The 17,193-nt window shown below is 63.2% G+C and carries 16 protein-coding genes; 9 read left to right on the forward strand and 7 right to left on the reverse strand.

Going from position 1 to position 17,193, the window contains the following annotated elements; genetic code table 11:
• Positions 1-210 precede the first annotated feature (210 nt).
• From BLR85_RS05525 to BLR85_RS05555, 7 genes are all read right to left on the reverse strand, one after another.
• Positions 211-1,113 carry an N-carbamoyl-D-amino-acid hydrolase gene (locus BLR85_RS05525; RefSeq protein ID WP_093151231.1) on the reverse strand — a complete coding sequence of 301 codons (903 nt, stop codon included), beginning with the start codon at positions 1,111-1,113 and terminating at the stop codon, positions 211-213.
• Positions 1,110-2,330: a diaminopropionate ammonia-lyase gene (locus tag BLR85_RS05530; RefSeq protein ID WP_093151236.1), complete on the reverse strand. Its 1,221-nt coding sequence runs from the start codon at positions 2,328-2,330 to the stop codon at positions 1,110-1,112. Before BLR85_RS05530 ends, BLR85_RS05525 begins: the two co-directional genes overlap by 4 nt.
• A gap of 53 nt (positions 2,331-2,383) precedes the next feature.
• On the reverse strand, positions 2,384-3,421 hold the full coding sequence (locus BLR85_RS05535) for a TRAP transporter substrate-binding protein (protein WP_244520611.1): 1,038 nt from the start codon (positions 3,419-3,421) through the stop codon (positions 2,384-2,386).
• 38 nt (positions 3,422-3,459) lie between these two features.
• Positions 3,460-4,746, reverse strand: coding sequence for a TRAP transporter large permease (locus BLR85_RS05540; RefSeq protein WP_244520612.1), 1,287 nt, complete (start codon positions 4,744-4,746; stop codon positions 3,460-3,462).
• A complete protein-coding gene (locus tag BLR85_RS05545) occupies positions 4,743-5,273 on the reverse strand; it encodes a TRAP transporter small permease (protein ID WP_093151240.1) in 531 nt (176 codons plus the stop codon). The genes BLR85_RS05540 and BLR85_RS05545 overlap by 4 nt, the downstream gene beginning before the upstream one ends.
• Positions 5,274-5,529: 256 nt before the next feature.
• Positions 5,530-6,357, reverse strand: coding sequence for a GNAT family N-acetyltransferase (locus BLR85_RS05550; protein WP_093151244.1), 828 nt, complete (start codon positions 6,355-6,357; stop codon positions 5,530-5,532).
• Entirely contained in the window at positions 6,354-7,046 is a 693-nt protein-coding gene (locus tag BLR85_RS05555; RefSeq protein ID WP_425284465.1) for a GntR family transcriptional regulator, read from the reverse strand. Before BLR85_RS05555 ends, BLR85_RS05550 begins: the two co-directional genes overlap by 4 nt.
• Positions 7,047-7,288: 242 nt before the next feature.
• Here BLR85_RS05555 and BLR85_RS05560 point away from each other — a divergent pair, with 242 nt between their 5' ends.
• The 9 genes from BLR85_RS05560 (at position 7,289) to BLR85_RS05600 (ending at position 17,152) form a co-directional block, all read left to right on the forward strand.
• Positions 7,289-8,272: an ABC transporter ATP-binding protein gene (locus BLR85_RS05560; protein ID WP_093151248.1), complete on the forward strand. Its 984-nt coding sequence runs from the start codon at positions 7,289-7,291 to the stop codon at positions 8,270-8,272.
• 39 nt (positions 8,273-8,311) lie between these two features.
• Positions 8,312-9,595, forward strand: a complete 1,284-nt coding sequence (locus BLR85_RS05565) for an ABC transporter substrate-binding protein (protein ID WP_093151251.1) — start codon at positions 8,312-8,314, stop codon at positions 9,593-9,595.
• Between the two features lie 113 nt (positions 9,596-9,708).
• Complete coding sequence (locus BLR85_RS05570; RefSeq protein ID WP_093151254.1) at positions 9,709-10,572, forward strand: ABC transporter permease; 864 nt, start codon at positions 9,709-9,711, stop codon at positions 10,570-10,572.
• 1 nt (position 10,573) lies between these two features.
• Positions 10,574-11,416, forward strand: coding sequence for an ABC transporter permease (locus BLR85_RS05575; RefSeq protein WP_093151258.1), 843 nt, complete (start codon positions 10,574-10,576; stop codon positions 11,414-11,416).
• A 3-nt stretch (positions 11,417-11,419) separates the two neighbouring features.
• A complete protein-coding gene (locus BLR85_RS05580) occupies positions 11,420-12,064 on the forward strand; it encodes an aspartate/glutamate racemase family protein (RefSeq protein ID WP_093151262.1) in 645 nt (214 codons plus the stop codon).
• 352 nt (positions 12,065-12,416) lie between these two features.
• The gene (locus BLR85_RS05585) at positions 12,417-13,442 is read left to right on the forward strand and encodes a sugar ABC transporter substrate-binding protein (RefSeq protein WP_093151266.1); all 1,026 of its coding nucleotides are present in this window, start codon (positions 12,417-12,419) and stop codon (positions 13,440-13,442) included.
• A gap of 128 nt (positions 13,443-13,570) precedes the next feature.
• Positions 13,571-14,656, forward strand: a complete 1,086-nt coding sequence (locus BLR85_RS05590; protein WP_093151269.1) for an ABC transporter permease — start codon at positions 13,571-13,573, stop codon at positions 14,654-14,656.
• Entirely contained in the window at positions 14,653-15,435 is a 783-nt protein-coding gene (locus BLR85_RS05595; RefSeq protein WP_093151274.1) for an ATP-binding cassette domain-containing protein, read from the forward strand. Before BLR85_RS05590 ends, BLR85_RS05595 begins: the two co-directional genes overlap by 4 nt.
• A 748-nt stretch (positions 15,436-16,183) precedes the next feature.
• The gene (locus BLR85_RS05600; protein WP_093151278.1) at positions 16,184-17,152 is read left to right on the forward strand and encodes a 2-hydroxyacid dehydrogenase; all 969 of its coding nucleotides are present in this window, start codon (positions 16,184-16,186) and stop codon (positions 17,150-17,152) included.
• Positions 17,153-17,193 lie beyond the last annotated feature (41 nt).

The raw sequence follows: 17,193 nt of genomic DNA on the forward strand, positions 1-17,193 counted from the left end.
GGAGCGAGCGCGCGCCGTTTTCTGAAACGGCAGACCTGCGACAACTTTGAAGTTTCCGCAAGGTTCACGGCGGCGGCCCTTTTCGGTTGCCGCCGGTTTGCGTTGTCGTGTCGTCTTGCAACTTGCTACAAGGTCAAACCGATCCGGATCCTGCGTGGACACTGGCAGAGGTTGGCGAACGCGGACGCAACCGGAAGGCCGGCGCCACTGTTATTCCACGAGGCGACCGTAATCCGCCGGCTGGCGGTGCATTGCGAAGTCGAAGACATTCCTGCGGATCTCGCCACAGCGGTCGAGGTTGACCCGCGCCGTGATGACCTCGTCATCCGTGCCGGCAGCCCGTGCGAGGACCTCGCCCGTCGGCGCAACGATGACGCTGCCACCAATCAGATCGCAACCTTCCTCGCGCCCGGCCTTGGCCGTTGCAATCGCCCAGAGCCCGTTCTGATAGCACCCCGCCTGGATCGACAACTCGTTGTGGAAATATTGCAGGTGATCATGCTCTGGCGCGGGCGGGTAGTGCAGGGGCGTGTTGTAGCCCAGCACGACCAGTTCGGCGCCACCAAGCCCCAGCATCCGCCAGGTTTCCGGCCAGCGACGGTCATTGCAGATGCACATGCCCAGCTTGCCGCCCATGGCGTCGAAAACCGGGAAACCCAGATCGCCCTTTTCGAAATAACGTTTTTCGAGGTGCTGGAAGGGGCGCCAGTCTTCGTGCTCCCAATGCCCCGGCAGGTGGATCTTGTGATACTTGCCGACAATCTTGCCCGTCGCATCGACGAGGATCGCGGTGTTGAACCGCCGTCCCTCCGGGGTGAGTTCCGCGTAGCCGAGATGGAAGCCGATCCCCAGCTTCGCCGCGAGATCGAACAGCGGTTGCGTGCTCGCGGAGGGCATCTCCGTCTCGAACCAGGTGGCAATCTCTGCCTCGTCCTCGATATACCAACGCGGAAAAAACGTGGTCAGCGCCAGTTCGGGGAAGACCACCAGTTCGGCGCCGCGGGCATTGGCCTCGCGCATCATTTCCATCATCCGGGCGACCGCCGAGCTGCGCGGCTCGTCGCGGGCGATGGGGCCCAACTGGGCCGCGGCAGCGATGAAAGACCGGCTCATGCGGCACTTCCTTCCATGATCTCTCGGTACAGCACGGGGTCTGTCGCGCCCTCGGTGCCGAAGACCAGGACGCGGGTGTCCGGGCCGAGCCCGAACGCCTCGGCGGCTTCGGGTACCTTGAGCGCGTTGGCGAGGCCCGCGAGCCCGGCAACGGCGCTTTCACCGGCGACAATGGCCGGGTCGCCGTCCAAGGGAGCAGCCAGCATGCGCATCTCGCGGATGGCCGATGAATCGGGCAGCGCCATGACAGCATCCGAATGCGTCTTCAGGATCTCCCAGGCGAGCGACGAGACCTCGCCGCAGGCGAGACCGGCCATCATCGTGTCGAGATCGCCCTCGATGGCCGTCGGAGCGCCGGTCCGGATGCTCTCCAGCCAGCAGGCCGAGAGGTCCGGATCGGCCAGAACGACTGTCGGGCGCTCCGCGCCCCAGCGGCGTTTCGCCTGCGCCGCGACCGCCGCGGCCATGCCGCCGACGCCGGTTTGCAAAAATATATGGGTGGGCGGTTGCTCCAGCGCATCGAAAGCTTCTGCGGCCATCAGTTCATAGCCTTGCATCACGTCCTTGGGGACTTCCATGTAGCCCGGGTAGGAGGTGTCGGAGACAACGAACCAGCCCTCGCGGGTGGCGGTTTCCTGAGCTTCGCGCACGCTGTCGTCGTAATTTCCGGCGGTGCGGCGAACCTCGGCGCCATAGGCCTCGATCGCGGTCTTGCGGCCTTCGGAAACCGTGGCGTGGATGAAGATCACGCATTTGCAGCCGAAACTCTGCGCGCCCCAGGCGACGGAACGCCCGTGATTGCCGTCTGTTGCGCAGCAGACGGTGATGTCCTTGGTGATCTCTTCATGCGCGCCGCTGACGATCTCGGCCATCGGCACCGGGTGCCCGAGCGTGGTCTCGACCTGTTTCTGCAACAGGCGGATGACGGCATAGGCACCGCCGAGCGCCTTGAAGCTGCCGAGCCCGAAACGCCCGCCTTCGTCCTTGAAATGAAGCGCAGCGATACCGAGCGCGGCGGCGCGGGCGGGCAGGGCGCGGAGCGGCGTCTCGGCATAGCCGGGCCAGGAGGAAATGGTCTCGCGCGCGGTGGCAAACGCACCGTCGCTCAGGATCTCGTCCTGGCGCGCGGTCCAGGGCGCGGCGCGGTCCGCGGCGGCGTTGATCGTGAGGGTGAAATCGTCCGCCGAACCCTCGGCGCGGGTGAGTTCTCGGGTCATGTGATGTCCATGGAAATGCCCGGGCGACAGGGCGCCGCCCGGGGACGCCGCGCTCAGTAGGCGGCCTTTTCTTCCTCGATGCTGGCCAGCAGGGCGTCAAGCATCTCGATCCCTTCGGCGCCATATTGCTCCTCGATCAGGGTACGCACGGCGGGCTGGGCGGCTGCGGCGAACTTGGCCTGTTCTGCGGGCGGAACAACGTTCACTTCCATCTTTTCGGCCAGCAGTGGCAGGCCCTTCTCGGAGGCCTCGATCACCCGGCTCATGGCACGACCTGATTCCGTAGCGACCTCGGCGGCCCAGTTGACCAGCGTCTTGTGCTCGTCGGAGAGCCCTTCGTAGAAGTCCGGGTTCATGGTCCAGATATAGGGCGTGATGACGTGGTTGGTAATCGAGAGGTATTTCTGCACCTCGTCGAACTTGGCGAAGGCGATGATCGGCACCGGGTTCATCTGGCCATCCGCCACGCCGGTTTGCAGCGCGGTATAGACCTCGGCCCAGGGCAGCGGCGTCGGCTGGCCGCCGAGCGAGGAGATGATCGCCTCATGCGTTGGCAGGGTCATGGTGCGGATGCGCATGCCCTCCATGTCTTCGACGCTGGCGATGGGCTTTTTCGAGTTGGTGAAGGCAAAGAAGCCGCCGGAGTCGATCAGGCCCAGCACCTTGAGGCCGGTCTTGGCTTCCAGGTCACCCACGAATTTCTCGCCGAAGGAACTTTCCTTGGTCATCACCTGGGAGGCGACGCCGATATTCGGGAAGGCAAAGGGAATGTCGAACACGCCGACCAGCGGGTAATGTTGCGCCATGCCGCCGGAAGAGGAGATGGTGCTCTCGACGAGGCCGGAACGGACCTGGTCGATCACCTCGTTATCCTTGCCGAGCTGGCCATTGGGGAAGAGCTGCACCTCAATGGCGCCGTTGGAATTGCTCTCGACCAGCGACTTGAACACCGCGGCCATGGTGCCGGAATGGCTCTGGAACGGGTCCTCGGGGTTAAGATGCGCGAGCCGGATGGTGACATCGGCGGCGAAGGCCGACGTTGCCATCAGCGCCGATGCAAGCCCGATCGCGGCAACTTTCATGAAGGTCATTCTCGTTTCCTTTCCTGTTGGGGAGTTGACTGGGCCGCTCACAACCCGAGCAGCCGGGGGATAAAGAGGGTCAGGTCCGACCAGAAGGCGATGACGATCAGGATCGCGACCTCGGCCAGGATGAAAGGCCAGAGTTCCCTGGTGATCGCCTCGACCTTTTCGCCGGTGACGGAGGCCAGCACGAAGAGGCAGGCGCCCACCGGTGGTGTCATCAGCGAAATGTTGAGCGCGAGGATGATCATGATGCCGGCATGAACCGGGTCCATGCCGATCTTGACCGTCAGCGGCGCGAGCACGGGGGCGAGGATGATCAGCGTGGCGTTGATATCCATCACCAGCCCGATCACAAGCAGCAGGATCAGGATCAGCCCTATGATCACATTGGGGTTGTCGGACAGCGACAGGATCGTTTCGGCAACCGCCTGCGGTATGCGGTTGAAGGTCATCCACCAGCCGAGGATGGAGGCGGAAGCGATGATCAGGAAGATCACCCCGGTGATCCGGGTCGTGCGCACGGCGATCTGGTAGAGATCGGACCAGCTCAGCGCGCGGTAGATCACCCCGCCGACAAAGAGCGCGTAAGCCACGGCGATCGCGGCGGCCTCGGTCGGGGTAGCGAAACCGCCCAGGATAGAGCCGAGGATGAAGACGGGCAGGAGCGCGGCGAGGAACCCTTCGCGCAGGGCGAGCAATACACCCTTGAAACTCGGCCGCCCTTCGCCCTTGGGCAGGCCCTTGGCCTTGGCAGTGAGCGCGATCACGCCCATGCAGATGGCGCAGATCAGCAGGCCCGGCAGGATGCCGGCGGCAAAAAGCCCGGCGATGGAGACGCCCATGATCGAGCCATAGATGATGGCGAGCGTCGAGGGCGGGATGGTCGGACCGATGATGGAGCCCGCGGCTGTGACGGCGCAGGCATAGGGGCGGGAATAACCGGCCTTCTGCATCGCCGGCACCAGCGTATTGCCAAAGGCCGCGCTGTCGGCGGTGGCCGAGCCGGTCAGGCCCGCGAACATGACCGAGGCGACCATGTTCGAATGCGCCATGCCACCCCGCATCCAGCCCACCAACGCGTCGGCGAGCTTCACGAGGCCTTGGGTGATGCCGGAGCGGTTCATGATCTCGCCGGCGAGGATGAAGAAGGGCATGGCGAGGAAGGGAAACAGGTCCAGCCCGGCAAACAGCCGGTCCGGCGCCATGGTCATGAAGCGCGGCCCCATGTCGAAAATGCCGATCATCCCTGCCACGCCGATGGCAAAACCCACCGGCATGCCGAAGGCGAGGAAGCCGAAGAAAGCGAGCGGAACCAGCCAGAGACCCATCATTCCATTCCTCCGGCCAGGGTTTCGCCCGTGGATGTGGGCGGGGTGTCGTCAAACATGTCGTGGATGAAGACCAACGCCAGCTGAACACAGGCCAGCGCGGCCGCCAGTGGCACACCGATGAAGGGGTAGCCCTTGGGGATGGCGTAGATCATCGTCAGTCGCGAGAAGCCCCTCTCGACAAAGGCCAGCCCGTACCAGAAGAGCAGGAAGAAGAAGACGAAAGCGATAACGTCGAAAGTGATCGCGAGGATGCGGCGTGCGCGGGCGGGCATGCGGGAGAAGACGAACTCCACGCCGATATGCTCGCGATAGGCAATGCCGGAGGAGACCGCCAGCAGCGCCATCCAGATCATCAGGTAGCGCGCGAGTTCCTCGGTAAAGGTCAGCGGCAGCGGGATGACATAGCGGACCAGAACGCCGAGCCAGACATCGAGCACCAGCAACACCAGCAACACTACACAGGTGATTTCGACCACCTTGTTCAGTCGCAGGCTCCAAAAACGTGCCTGTGCTGCAATATCTGCCATATGCGACGCCCCCGGGTCCTGTCAGCCGCATCAGGGTGTCAGCACATAATGCGACGGCAAGAATCGCGGGGGCGCATCGTGGGCAAAAGCAGAGGTTCGCTGCAAATTTGAGCAGGTATTAAGGTCGCGGGGCGGATTTCGTGCGGAGCAGATTCTAAACGCTAAATCAAATGGTTAAGTGCTTCGTGTTCACGTGTTGAAACCGGCCGCGCGAACGGCCGGTTCGGGGGGGCTTGCCCCGGGTCGGAGACGATCGTCAGCCCAGTTCGAGCGTGGCGATCGTGTGAATATCTCCACCGGCTTCTGGCGGTGCGCCGCGATACATCCGGGCGGTGGAGAAGGAGCAGGTCATCCCCGCGTCACGGCAATGCGCCGCAAATGCGGGCATCTCGCGCGGGACATCGATGACGAAAGTTTCGCCGGGTGCCCTAGCGGCGATCCCGTGCAGGAGGGACGTCGCGCTCGCCAGCCTGTCCGCGACGAGCGGGCCGATCTTCACGCCCTGCCGGCAACGCCGCCAGGTGGCGAGTCCGGCAATCCCGTTGCCGGTGTCGAGCACCAGGCTCTCACGGTACTCGGTCGGTCGGAGCCAGGCGGACAGAAAGCGGTCCATGCTGTAGCCATTGGCGGCCGCGCAGCGCGCGATCATTCCGGGCATGTCCGCGGCGGTTGCGGGGCGCAGCGCGCCGTTCTGCCGGGCGATGAGCGGCCCTTCGAAACGCGCGGTCTCGGAGGACGCGACGAAGCCCGAACGCCGGTAGTTTTCTTGCTGATCGGGCACACCATCCAGCCCGACCGTCCGGCCACCGGCATGCTCCAGGGCGTGTTTCCATAGCGCGAGGCCGATGCCGCGACCGCGGAAATCCGGGTGGCAGATATAGAGGCCAAGAAAGGCGAAGCTGTCGGAGTGGTTGACCACCGAGATCGCCGCCGCCAATCGGCCGTCCACTTCCGCGACGAAGAACCCCTCCGGGTCGGCGGCAAGGAAGGCTTCGGGATCGTCCCGCCCCGGGTTCCAGCCTTCCGTGGCCGCCCATTCAAGGACGGTTTCGAGTTCCGACAAGGACAGGTTCCGCAAGATCATGGGAGTCTGAATGCCTCCTTGAGCGAGGCAGGTGCGTCCGTCGGCTCGGTAAGGTCGAGCAGCGAGAGCAGGTCCACCAGGTGACTCGTCATCAACTCCTTGGCGCGGTCGGCCTCATGCGCTTCCAGCGCCTTGAGCAAGGCATGATGCGCATGGCTTTCGCAGGTGGCCTGCCGGCGCCGCCAATAAAGCGCGATGATGAGCGAGGAGCGTGCCACGAGTTGGCGGACGAAGGCCGCGATGGTCGCCTGGTTGGCGATACGCGCGATCTCGATATGGAAATCGCCCGACAGGCGCAGCGCGCGGCCGGTTTCACCGGCATCGAACGCCCGATGCTCCTCGTCGATATGACGCTTCAGAAGCGCAATGTCCTCCGGCGTCGCGCGGGTCGCGGCGGAATGCGCGGTGCGTGTTTCGAGCAGGGCGCGGGCCTCGAAAACCTCGCGAGCCTCGCGGATGCTCGGGCGCGCGACGAAAGCGCCGCGATTTGGTTCGATCACCACGAGCTGCGCGTGGGACAGCGTCTGCAGGGCGCTGCGCACGATCGTGCGGCTGACCCCGAAAATCTCGCCGACCTCGTCCTCGTTGAGTTTCATGCCCGGCGACAGCCGGTGTTCGTGGATCGCCGTGGCGAGGCCTTCGGCAACATTCCGGCCACGTTGATTGCTGGTTATGCCGATGCCGGTCACGAGATACTCCCTTCGTCTCCGTTCTTGTTAGGGCGCCGATTCAGTTGAGTGCAAGATTCGCGATATGTGTGCGCAATCTATTCCCGGATTGTATACGATTTTCGCCTCAAAATTACACTTAGTGCCCGAAACCCCGCGCGGAACCCGGGCAGTTCCCGTTTGGCGCCGGCTCAGGGCCGAAACGCCTTTCCGCTTTTCGCGCGTGCCGGCGAAAGATCGGTTGACTGATAGCGGGAACAAACATGACCACCGGACAGGATCTCGAACTAGTTTCCCTGACCAAGCGTTACGGCGAAGCATTGGCGGTTGACAGCGTTGACCATCATTTCCGGAAGGGGCAGTACGCGTGTCTTCTCGGGCCCTCGGGGTGTGGGAAGTCGACGACGCTGCGGATGATCGCGGGGCACGAGGATCCGAGCGAGGGCTCGATCGTGTTGGGCGGGGCGGATGTCTCGTGGTTGCCGCCTGCCAGGCGGGGCACGGCGATGATGTTCCAGAGCTACGCGCTGTTTCCGCATCTGAGCGTGTCCGACAACGTGTCCTTCAGCCTGAAGATGAAGGGGGTGGACGCCCCGGAGCGGCGCAAGAAGGCCGGCGAGATGCTGGAGCTTGTGCACATGGACCAATATGCCGACCGGCTGCCGGACCAGCTCTCAGGCGGCCAGCAGCAGCGGGTGGCGCTCGCCCGCGCGCTGATCACCAATCCGCAGGTGCTGCTGCTGGACGAACCGCTCTCGGCGCTCGACCCGTTCCTGCGCATCCGCATGCGGACCGAGCTGAAGCGGCTGCAGCAGGAGCTGGGCATCACCTTCATCCACGTCACCCACAGTCAGGACGAGGCGCTCGCGCTGGCCGACGAGATCGTGGTGATGAACAACGCCGTGATCGAGCAGGCGGGCCCCGCGCGCGAGGTTTTCAACGCGCCGAAGACGGAATTCGTCGCCCGCTTCCTGGGTGGCCATAACGTGATCGCGCTGCCGCATGGCCATTTCGCGATCCGCAGCGACAAGGTTGCGCTGACCTCGACGGCCGAAGGGCGGCTGGGCGGGCAGGTGATCGGGATCGAGTACCAGGGCGCCTATGTGCTGCTGACGATCCGGGCGGCGGGCGATCAGGAGATCGCCGCCATCGTTCCCGAGGAGAAATATTTCGAGAATCCGATGCAGCAGGGCGTGGATGTGGGCCTGTCGTGGGACGACAGCGCATTGCACCCGGTCTCGGTCTGAAGTCGGGCACGCAAGCCAAACCGCAACAGGAGACGGACCATGAAAGATTTCACTACCCCCAAACTCAGCCGGCGCAGCGTTCTGAAAGGCGCCGCCGCCACCGTGACGGCCGCGGGCGCCTCGACGCTCGGCGCGCCAATGATCTGGGCGCAGAACATCAAGGACGTGACGCTGCGCCAGTTCGGCACCGGCGTGTCAAACCTCAATGAGGTGGCGCAGAAGGTGAAGGAAGATCTCGGCTTCACGCTGGAGATGACCGCGCTCGATTCCGACGCCGTGACGCAGCGCGCCGCCACCCAGCCCGACAGCTTCGACATTGCCGATATCGAGTACTGGATCTGCAAGAAGGTCTGGCCGACGGGCAACCTGCAGGCAATGGATGTCTCCAAGATCAAGAATTACGACAAGATCGTCGGCATCTTCCGCGATGGCAAGCTGACGCCCGAGAGCACCATCGCCCAGGGCACCGCGCCGCATAGCGTTGGCTTCACCACCGGGCCCGACGGCACCGAGTTCGTGGCCGAGGAATCCGGCTGGATGACGCTGATCCCGACCATCTACAACGCCGACACGCTGGGCATTCGCCCTGACCTGATCGGCCGCGAGATCTCGACCTGGGCCGAACTGTTGAACCCCGAGTTCAAGGGCAAGGCCTCGATCCTCGACATCTCCTCGATCGGCATCATGGACGCGGCGATGGTCTGCGAGGCAATGGGCGAGATCGCCTATGGCGACAAGGGCAACATGACCAAGGAGGAGATCGACAAGACGATGGCGATCTTCATCGAGGCCAAGAAGGCCGGCCAGTTCCGCGCCTTCTGGAAGACCTTCGACGAGTCGGTGAACCTGATGGCTTCCGGCGAGGTGGTGATCCAGTCCATGTGGTCGCCCGCCATCACCGCGGTGCGCAGCCAGGGCATTCCCTGCGTCTACCAGCCGCTGAAGGAAGGGTATCGTAGCTGGGGCGGCGGTATCGGCCTCTCGAAGTCGCTTTCCGGGCTCGAGCTGGACGCGGCCTATGAATACATCAACTGGTATCTCGACGGCTGGGTCGGCGGTTTCCTGATGCGCCAGGGCTATTACTCGGCCGTTCCGGAGACCTCCAAGAACTTCATGACCGAAGACGAGTGGGGTTTCTGGTTCGAAGGCAAGCCTGCCCAGAGCGACATCTCCAACCCCTTCGGCAAGGTCATGGAGAAGGCCGGCGCGGTGCGCGATGGCGGCTCCTTCTACGACCGCATGGGCGCGGTGGCCTGCTGGAACGCGGTGATGGACGAGAACCAGTACATGGTTCGCAAGTGGAACGAGTTCGTCGCGGCCTGACTCGGCCAAGCAAGACAACCGGGGCAGCGGGTGCTCTTCCCTTCCGCGCCGCCCCGCCTCGCCCCCTTCCCTCTCTCCGGGAAGGGGGTTCCCCCGCCCAAGCCGGAGCTGCAATGCGCAACTTGCTGAAAAACCCCCATCTGACGGGATGGCTGCTGGCCTCGCCGCTCGCGCTGGTGCTGCTGGCCTTCCTCGTGCTCCCGATCGCGATGATCGTGGTGGTGAGCTTCTGGGGGGCGACCGAGTTCTCCATCTACCCGGCCTTTCTGTTCGACAATTACGAGTTCCTCTTCGGCTCGCCGGTGACCTATTCGGTCTTCTTCAACACCTTCAAATACGCCGCGATCACCTGGGCCTTCACCCTGGTCATCGGCTTCACGGTGGCCTATTTCCTGGCGTTCCACGTCCGCACGCTCACATGGCAGGTCGCGCTCTTCCTGCTGTGCACCATTCCCTTCTGGACGTCGAACATCATCCGAATGATCAGCTGGATCCCGTTCCTGGGTCGCAACGGGCTGGCCAATTCGACGCTGATCTCCTGGGGGGTGATCGACGAGCCGCTGGAATGGCTGCTCTTCTCCGACTTCTCGGTGATCCTGGCCTTCGTGCATCTCTACACACTGTTCATGGTGGTGCCGATCTTCAACACGATGATGCGGATCGACCGCTCGCTGATCGAGGCGGCCTATGACAACGGCGCCTCCGGTTTCCAGACCCTGACCAACGTGATCATTCCGCTCACAAAGCCCGGCATCATGATCGGCTCGATCTTCGTCGTCACCCTGGTGATGGGTGATTTCATCACCGTGCGCTTCATGTCCGGCAGCCAGTCGGCCAATGTCGGCCGGCTGATCTCCAACGACATCGCGCTGCTGCAATACCCCTCCGCCGCCGCCACCGCGGTGGTGCTGCTGGCCACGGTGCTGTTGATCATCGCCGTGCTGCTGCGCTTCGTCGACATTCGCAAGGAGCTCTGAGATGTCCGGCAAACGCCCCCGCAGCTTCTACATCCTCGCCGGGTTCTTCACGCTCTTCCTGCTCTTCCTCTACGGGCCGACCATGACCATCGGCATCCTCTCCTTCCAGGGGCCGGAGGGTGGGTTGACCTTCCCGATGCGCGGCGTTTCCACCTACTGGTTCGCCGATCTCTTCCGCCAGCAGGCGGTGGGCGATATCTGGGGCAGCTTCTCGCGCTCGCTGGTGCTGGGGCTGATGGTCATGGTCACCTCCGTCGTCGTCTCGATCATGGGCGGGCTGGCCTTCCGCAAGCGCTTCGCCGGCTCCAGCGTGATTTTCTATCTCGTCATCACCTCGCTGGTGATCCCCTCGATCCTGATCTCGCTCGGCGTCGGCCTGATCTTCTCGCAATCGGGGCTGACTGTGCACTGGTCCACTTCCGGTTACGGCTCCCAGCTGACATGGACGCTGCCCTTCGGCCTGCTGATCATGTTCGCCGTCTTCAACCGCTTCGATCCCAGCTACGAGGAAGCCGCCCGCGATCAGGGCGCCAATGGGTGGCAGACCATCCGCCACGTCGTCCTGCCCATTATCGCCCCCTCCCTCATCGGCGTCGCCCTTTTCGGCTTCACCCTATCCTACGACGAGTTCGCCCGAACGCTGCTCACCTCCGGCAGCTACAACACCCTGCCGCTCGAGATCTACGGCATGACCACGAACGTCACCACGCCCGTCATCTTCGCCCTCGGAACCCTCACCACTGCCTTTTCCTTCGCAATCATCGCCATTTTTCTCGCCCTCGCATGGATCCAGGCAAAAAGACGCAAAAAGCAAGGATCAGACGCAGGCAAAGGGTTGGTCTGAGGCATGCGTGTCCTGATCATCAATCCCAACAGCACGGATTCCATGACGCAGTCCATGGTAGAAGCCGCGCGGGTTGCCGAACCGGATATCGATGTTCTCGGCTGGACATCCCATGATGGCCCGCCGGCGATCCAGGGGCCGGAAGATGGCGCGGCGGCCGTTCCGCCGCTTCTCGATCTGGTCGGGCGCGTCGGTGCTGAAATAGACTGTGTCATTATCGGATGTTTCGACGACACCGGTCTGGACGACGCGCGCCGAATTGCGCCCTGTCCTGTGATCGGCATCGGTCAGGCGGCTTTTCACATGTCGGCTCTCCGGGGCATGCGTTTCTCGGTCGTGACCACGCTTTCGGTGTCCGTTCCCGTGATCGAGGAAAATATCGAGCGCTACGGGATGGGTGGGTTCCTCGGCAGGGTTCATGCAAGCGAACTGCCCGTGCTCGAGACCGAGGATCAATCCGGCTCGGCGACGGGACGGATCGTCCAAACATCGCGGGACGCGATCGCCGAGGGCAATTGCGACTGCATCATCCTTGGATGTGGGGGGATGTCCCACCTCGCGCCCGGCATTCAGCGGGAGTTGGCGCAGCCGGTTATCGACGGAGTAACGGCGGCCGCCAGGCTGGCACGGGCGATCTCGCGCGACTGAGTTTCGACATTGCGGCCAGATTCTATTCCATTCCCCGTTCTCACGGGGGCTGTTCCGGCCAGCTAGGCCTCGCGGGAGTGTCGCGGCCAAAGGGTTTCGTTGCGTTCGCGGAATTTTCCCCGATATTACAATTATTACAGCAAACACCCCTCCTCACGAAATATACCGTTCATACGACAAAGCTGTTATACAGCATGTGCACTGGGAGGAAGAGGTGCACGGGGGGAAACACGACGATCCGAACGCTCTGGACATGTGTCTTGACGTGGCGGTAGCCTGATCTCTCCATCCAATGAAAATCACTCCTGGGAGGAGCCTGGGAGGGTCTGAAACCCAATCTGGAGGAAAGATTATGAAATCCATTTCCAAGTCGCTGCTCGGCGCAACCGCTCTCGGCCTGTTCGGTATGGTCGGTGCGGCGCAGGCCGCTGATTTCGGCGCCTGCCTGATTACCAAGACCGACACCAACCCGTTCTTCGTCAAGATGAAGGAAGGTGCCACCGCCAAGGCCGAGGAGCTTGGAATTACCCTGAAATCCTATGCCGGCAAGATCGACGGCGACCATGAAGCGCAAGTCACGGCCATCGAGACCTGCATCGCCGATGGCGCCAAGGGCATCCTGATCACCCCCGCCGATACGTCTTCCATCGTCTCGTCGGTACAGAAGGCCCGCGATGCTGGCCTCCTGGTGATTGCGCTCGACACCCCGCTCGAGCCGATCGACGCCGCCGACGCTACCTTCGCCACCGACAACTTCATTGCCGGCGAGCTGATCGGCAAATGGGCGGCTGCCTCGCTGGGCGATGAAGCGGCAAATGCCAAGATCGCTATGCTTGACCTCGCCGTCAGCCAGCCCACCGTCGGCGTGCTGCGCGACCAGGGCTTCATGCAGGGCTTCGGCATCGACCTCAAGGACCCGAAGAAATGGGGCGACGAGGACGATCCGCGGATTGTCGGCCATGACGTGACCGCCGGTAACGAGGAAGGCGGCCGCAAGGCGATGGAGAACCTGCTCGCCAAGGATCCGTTCATCAATGTCGTCTACACGATCAACGAGCCCGCCGCCGCTGGTGCCTACGAGGCGCTGAAGGCGCTTGGGCGTGAAAAAGAAGTGCTGATCGTTTCCGTCGACGGCGGCTGCCCCGGCGTGGCAAACGTGGCCGATGGCGTGATCGGCGCCACCTCGCAGCAATACCCGCTGCTGATGGCCTCCAAGGGCATCGAGGCGATCAAGGCCTGGGCCGACACCGGCGCCAAGCCGGAAGTGACCCCGGGCAAGGATTTCTTCGATACCGGTGTGAAACTGATCACCGATCAGCCGGTTGATGGCGTCGAGTCCATCGACTCCAAGGCTGGCGCGGAGCTCTGCTGGGGCTAACTCCCGGCCCGCAGGGATGATCAACCCGGCGAAGGGTGGCGCAATGCGCGCCACCCTTCGTCACACGACAGAACCGAATTGCGAAGCCGGGCACGGTTGTCCGCTCGCGTGAATTCAGGGAGGTTCGGATGTCCGACACTGGCACCGCAAACCAAAATTCATCGAATCAGAGCTATGAAGACGTCCTCAAGGACGCAGCGACGACCGTCGCGGAGTTCGAGGAAGACGAGTCCTTTTCCAGAAAGCTCCAGAACTGGTTGCACTCGACGCCCTCTGCCGTGCCGATGTTCGTGCTGCTGGCGGCAATCCTTGTCTTTGGCCTGATCCTGGGCAGCAAGTTCTTTTCGCCCTTCGCGATGACGCTGATCCTGCAACAGGTCATGATTGTCGGCATCACAGCTTCCGCCCAGACATTGGTCATCCTGACCGCGGGGATCGACCTCTCGGTCGGAGCGATCATGGTCTTCTCCTCCGTCATCATGGGGCAGTTCACCTTCCGCTACGGTATCCCGGCAGAGATCTCCGTCGCCATCGGGCTTGGGGCCGGCGCCCTCATGGGGTTCATCAACGGTGTGTTGGTGGCGTACGTCAAGCTGCCGCCTTTCATCGTCACGCTCGGCACCTGGCAGATCTTCCTGGCGGCAAACTTTCTGTATTCGGCCAACGAGACCATCCGGGCTCAGGAGATCGAGGAGCAGGCGCCCACGCTACAGCTCTTCGGCGAGAGTTTCCGAATCGGCGGCGCGGTGTTCACCTATGGCGCGGTGGCGATGATCGTTATCGTCGTATTGCTGGCCTATGTGCTGAGCAACACTGCCTGGGGGCGGCATGTCTATGCCGTGGGTGACGACCAGGAGGCTGCCGAGCTTTCCGGCGTCAAGGTCAAGAACACATTGATCCAGGTCTACACGCTCTCGGGCCTGATCTGCGCCTTTGCCGGCTGGGCCCTCATCGGTCGTATCGGATCGGTTTCGCCCACCTCCGGCCAGAACGCCAATATCGAGGCCATCACGGCGGTGGTGATCGGCGGCGTCTCGCTCTTTGGCGGGCGCGGATCGATCCTCGGCGCGCTGGCGGGCGGTCTTATCGTTGGCGTGTTCTCGCTCGGGCTGCGCATGATCGGGACGGATCCGCAATGGACCTACCTGCTGATCGGCGCGCTCATCATCTTCGCGGTTACCGTGGACCAGTGGATCAGAAAGGGAACGGCATGACACAGCAACCCGTCCTCCAAGGCCGTGGCCTGGTGAAGAAATTCGGCAAGGTCACCGCGCTGCAAGGCTGCGATTTCGAACTCTACCCCGGCGAAGTGCTTGCCGTGATCGGCGATAACGGGGCTGGCAAGTCGGTGATGATCAAGACGCTCTCGGGCGCGCTTCAACCCGACCACGGCGAAGTGTTGCTGGACGGCAAACCCGTCCACTTCAACACGCCGCTGGAAGCGCAATATGCCGGGATCGCGACCGTCTACCAGACGCTCGCCATGTCGCCCGCGCTCTCCATTGCCGACAACATGTTCATGGGGCGCGAGCTGCGCAAACCCGGCTGGCGCGGCAAGTACCTGCGCCAGCTCGACAAGCCGGCGATGGAGAAATTCTCCCGCGAGAAGCTGACCGAACTGGGCCTGATGACGATCCAGAACATCAAGCAGGCGGTCGAGACCCTCTCGGGCGGACAGCGCCAGGGCATCGCCGTGGCCCGGGCGGCGGCGTTCGGCTCCAAGGTCATCATCCTCGACGAGCCGACTGCCGCGCTCGGTGTGAAGGAGAGCCGCCGGGTTCTGGAGCTGATCAAGGATGTCCGCGCTCGCGGGATCCCGATCGTGCTGATCTCGCACAACATGCCCCATGTCTTCGAGGTCGCGGACCGTATCCACATCCATCGCCTCGGCCGGCGCCTCTGCGTGGTCAAGCCGGGCGAACACACGATGTCGGACGCCGTTGCGATGATGACCGGCGCGATGGAACCGCCGGGCGAAACGCAGGCTGCCTGAACGGTTCGCACCGCGGTTAGACACTCCTGTCAAACGCACAGGCCCGCTTTTCGCGGGCCTGTTGCCGTTCCTGCGCGGTCTTCCCGCGGTACGCGCGAAATGACGGAAAGGCGCTGGAGCCGCCGTGTCCAGGGCGCGTTCGTCGTCAACAGCGGACCTTGGGCGGCAAGACCGAATGCTGGCCGCAATACGAAGAGCACGTCCGCGTCATCGCTGCGCGTATCGACGTCGAAGCTCCAAGGCCCGTTCGCCTGGCCCTTTGTCGTGCATCATGCGGGCGCCCGTTGATCACCGCGCAACATCGCCGGTCCGCGCCCTGACATGCGGGCGTCGGTCTTGGTCGGATTTCCGCTGTCATAGGGCCAGGGGGCGCGACGATCGGGACCATCGCGTTCGGCTCCATCCAGCTTGGATCAAGGGAGGCGATGGTGTAACCGGAAGCGGAAAGAACATCCCCAGGAAGTCTCATGCCGTTCCCTCCCGAACAGGCTGCTTCTCATGTTGCTGCCCGGCTGCGTCCGCTGCTCGCCTTGCACGCCCCCGACGACGTCAAGGCGCCGGAATCGGGCGGTGCTTTGCTTTGCAAAAGTCGCGCGGGCGTGATCGGCTCGGCACTCAACCCATTGCGGAGGTTTTCGAACGCTCCGATATCTCGGTCCTCTGGGCAAGCTTGGACGACCTCCAGAAACCGCATCGCCGCCTGCAGAGATGACAGGCGGCACAGGCATTCCAAATCGGAGCAAGGAACATGAAGATTGTCTTCCACGGAAGCAACGCGCTGACTTTTCGGGAGGGGCTGGAAGCCCTGCTTGAGAGCGAGCATGAGATAGTCGAATTGCCCAACATGTTGTTATCGGACGAGGAATTCGCGGCCTTCACGAATGCCGATATCATGGTCGGCGTTGCGCTCAATACGGCTTTGCCCTCGCCGCGGAAACTCAAGCTCTACCAGGTGCCGGGCGCTGGCGTTGACGGAATCGACCGCCCCTGTCTGCCGTCCTCCGCCCTTCTGTGCAACTGCTTCGGCCACGAGACCGCAATCGCGGAATACGTGATGTCCGCGCTGCTCTCCTTCCACGTCCCGCTGGCCGACGCCGACCGTCGCCTGAGAACGGGGGACTGGAAGTACTGGGCCGGCCGCCCGAAAGGGATGCGCACGGAGCTGGGCGATCGGAGCATCGGCATCGTCGGTTTCGGCCATATCGGCAAGGCCGTGGCCGCGCGGGCCAAGGCCTTTTCCATGCCGGTCTCGGTCATCAACCGCAGCCCGGTCGAAGAGCACGAGCATGTCGATGTGGCCTATACGCTGGATGAGTTGGCCGCCTTCGTCGGTTCGGTGGACATCATCGTGAACACGCTGCCGCTCACCTCCGAAACCGAGGGGTTGATCGGGGCGGAGGCGTTCGCACGGATGCGGCCCGATGCCATCGTCGTAAATGTCGGGCGCGGAAAGGTGATCGACGAGGCGGCGCTCTTTGCCGCGCTCCGGGAAAAACGTATTGGCGGGGCGGTGATCGACACCTGGTATGTCTATCCCGACGGGGGCAACTCGACGCCCATGCCATCCCAGTTCGCGTTCCACGAGCTCGATAACGTGGTGATGACACCGCATATGTCGGGCTGGACCCATGGAACGATCTCCCGCCGGCAAAAGGTGATCGCGGAGAATATCAACCGCATTGCTTCGGATCAGGCGCCGATCAACGTGGTTTCCTGAAGCCGGGATGCAGGGGTGTTTCAGAATAAGGGAGCCGGTGT

This window comes from Aliiruegeria lutimaris (assembly GCF_900099935.1).
In the GTDB taxonomy this organism is placed as follows: Bacteria; Pseudomonadota; Alphaproteobacteria; order Rhodobacterales; family Rhodobacteraceae; genus Tropicimonas; species Tropicimonas lutimaris.

Coding starts and splice junctions, on each gene's coding strand:
- BLR85_RS05575 (WP_093151258.1), top strand. CDS start 10,574: ATGTCCGGCAAACGCCCCCGCAGCTTCTACATCCTCGCCGGGTTCTTC.
- BLR85_RS05570 (WP_093151254.1), top strand. CDS start 9,709: ATGCGCAACTTGCTGAAAAACCCCCATCTGACGGGATGGCTGCTGGCC.
- BLR85_RS05540 (WP_244520612.1), bottom strand. CDS start 4,746: ATGATGGGTCTCTGGCTGGTTCCGCTCGCTTTCTTCGGCTTCCTCGCC.
- BLR85_RS05560 (WP_093151248.1), top strand. CDS start 7,289: ATGACCACCGGACAGGATCTCGAACTAGTTTCCCTGACCAAGCGTTAC.
- BLR85_RS05580 (WP_093151262.1), top strand. CDS start 11,420: ATGCGTGTCCTGATCATCAATCCCAACAGCACGGATTCCATGACGCAG.
- BLR85_RS05535 (WP_244520611.1), bottom strand. CDS start 3,421: ATGACCTTCATGAAAGTTGCCGCGATCGGGCTTGCATCGGCGCTGATG.
- BLR85_RS05565 (WP_093151251.1), top strand. CDS start 8,312: ATGAAAGATTTCACTACCCCCAAACTCAGCCGGCGCAGCGTTCTGAAA.
- BLR85_RS05525 (WP_093151231.1), bottom strand. CDS start 1,113: ATGAGCCGGTCTTTCATCGCTGCCGCGGCCCAGTTGGGCCCCATCGCC.
- BLR85_RS05585 (WP_093151266.1), top strand. CDS start 12,417: ATGAAATCCATTTCCAAGTCGCTGCTCGGCGCAACCGCTCTCGGCCTG.
- BLR85_RS05600 (WP_093151278.1), top strand. CDS start 16,184: ATGAAGATTGTCTTCCACGGAAGCAACGCGCTGACTTTTCGGGAGGGG.
- BLR85_RS05530 (WP_093151236.1), bottom strand. CDS start 2,330: ATGACCCGAGAACTCACCCGCGCCGAGGGTTCGGCGGACGATTTCACC.
- BLR85_RS05545 (WP_093151240.1), bottom strand. CDS start 5,273: ATGGCAGATATTGCAGCACAGGCACGTTTTTGGAGCCTGCGACTGAAC.
- BLR85_RS05595 (WP_093151274.1), top strand. CDS start 14,653: ATGACACAGCAACCCGTCCTCCAAGGCCGTGGCCTGGTGAAGAAATTC.
- BLR85_RS05550 (WP_093151244.1), bottom strand. CDS start 6,357: ATGATCTTGCGGAACCTGTCCTTGTCGGAACTCGAAACCGTCCTTGAA.
- BLR85_RS05590 (WP_093151269.1), top strand. CDS start 13,571: ATGTCCGACACTGGCACCGCAAACCAAAATTCATCGAATCAGAGCTAT.